General features: G+C 27.8%; 2 protein-coding genes. Both read left to right on the plus strand.

Going from position 1 to position 2,090, the window contains the following annotated elements; genetic code table 11:
• Positions 1-799: capsular polysaccharide export protein, LipB/KpsS family (locus A9G30_RS02065; protein WP_218057689.1), on the plus strand; the 799-nt coding region annotated here is incomplete at its 5' end.
• Between the two features lie 219 nt (positions 800-1,018).
• On the plus strand, positions 1,019-2,086 hold the full coding sequence (locus tag A9G30_RS02070; protein WP_065587887.1) for a glycosyltransferase family 2 protein: 1,068 nt from the start codon (positions 1,019-1,021) through the stop codon (positions 2,084-2,086).
• Positions 2,087-2,090: the final 4 nt, after the last annotated feature.

The following is a 2,090-nucleotide window of genomic DNA, read 5'->3' on the forward strand; positions in this document are numbered from 1 at the left end:
TATATTTACTGGCTTTATTAGTAATATTTTACCTGCTTATAGTTCAGCAATGCCAGCATTTTGTTCCCCCTTATCATTTGTGGTAGACAGTAAAGGTTATTTTAATGATGGCAATGTCGCAACGGATCTTGAAGAACTATTAAATACAGAGCGTATCAGTGAAAGGCAACTAACGAGATCTAAAAATATTATTAATAAAATTGTCAAAGAGAAAATATCTAAATTCAATAATTTTGAAAATAAGTTCAGTTTTCTTAAAGAAAAAGATAAGAAAAATATACTTGTTGTTCAGTCTGAGCATGAAATTTATAAGAAATACTGCAAGGTAAATTATTCTTTTGAAGATATGCTAAGTGAAGCCATTTGTAATAACCCTAATTCCAATATAGTAATTAAGTTGTCAAGCAAATGTTGCGAGAAACAATTAAAACGCTATAAAAGTATACTGGCAAATTTAGAAGATAATCTAACTATAAAATACCTTGAACATAATTGTATGAATCCATTTGATTTATTAAACCAAATGGATGAGGTTTATGTGCATAATGATATGCTAGGTTTTGAAGCTTTAATGTGTGGTAAGCGTGTACATGTGTATGGTATTCCCTTTTATGCTGGTTGGGGATTAACAGTTGATAAAATTTCACTTCCCCGTAGACAGAGGAAACTTTCTATAGAAGAATTATTTTATATTTCCTATATTCTTTATTGTAATTATGTTAATCCTGAAACTAAAACGATTTGTGAAGTTGAAGAAGTGATTGATTATCTTCTTAAAATAAAAAATATTTATCATTGAATCTCGATGATAGTTAACAATTTTTTATAAATATCTTTTCTATATAAAAAATAGATAAAGTGGATATTTAATTAAATTTAGTTGCATTTTATCTGTTGTTGTTTTTAGTTTATGTTGATGTAAGTTTAGCCGCAAAGCTGGCTTGGTTATTTCATAGGTTACTAGCAATTCAATGTTGAATTTATACTATAATTATTTTTACTAAAAAGATTTTAAAAAATGAATAACCTACCAATTCTTTCAGTTGTGATCCCTGTGTATAATACACAAATGTATATAAAAAAGTGTTTAGATAGTGTTATTAATCAATCAATTAAAAACATTGAGATTATTTGCATTAATGATGGATCAACTGATGATTCACTTAGTATCTTAAAAAAATACAAAGAATTAGATGATAGAATTAAGATTATTAATAAAAAAAATGGAGGGTTATCTTCTGCTCGAAACGTTGGCATTAAATATGCTAGAGGAAAATATATTACCTTTGTTGATTCTGATGATTTCATTGAATTGGATGCTTATGAACGCTCATTATCATATTTTAGATTTTATAAAGTAGATCTTGTTTATTTTTCTACACGGCTTGTTTTTGAGGATAATATTGCTCGAATTCAGGACGAACGATATTTTGAACATAAATATACAGGTTTAGTTAACTTATCTAATGATGTTGTAGCAAAGATGGATGTCTGTGCATGGAATAAAATTTACAAACTTTCAATACTAAAAAAGTATGATATTAAATTTCCTGAGGGGCTTTGGTACGAGGATGGACCATTTTTTTGGTCTTATGCACTGGTGAGTGATTCCGCATTTTTTATAAACGACAAATTTTACAATTATCTGATAAGAGCCGGATCTATCATGAGCCAATGTAATAAAAAAGGTAAAACCTATCATAAAACCTTTCACGAATTAGATCCATTATTGTGCTTTGAGTTTTTACTTCGTTTTGTATTTAAATGGAAGTTGCACGAAAAATTTAAGCCAGTATTAGTCGATCTATTTCAGCAAAAAATTTATGAAGCTTTACGATGTCTTCCTCAAAAAGAGCGCATATTAGCTTTAAATAAATCAACAGAGATTGTTAATTTATTTAACCTTAAATGCTATTTTCCTAATGATTATTATTTAATTTCGTTATCCAATAAACACTATCACAAAATTGGGGAAGTTAATCGATTTTTTTTAACAAGGAAACAGCGGTTATTGGGCATTTGGGATGCACATAGACATTATATTATTTGTTTTTTAGGCATTAAAATAAAAATAAAAAAAAGCTAATGAA

This window comes from Gilliamella sp. Fer4-1, from assembly GCF_001690515.1.
GTDB classification, from domain to species: domain Bacteria; phylum Pseudomonadota; class Gammaproteobacteria; order Enterobacterales; family Orbaceae; genus Gilliamella; species Gilliamella apicola_C.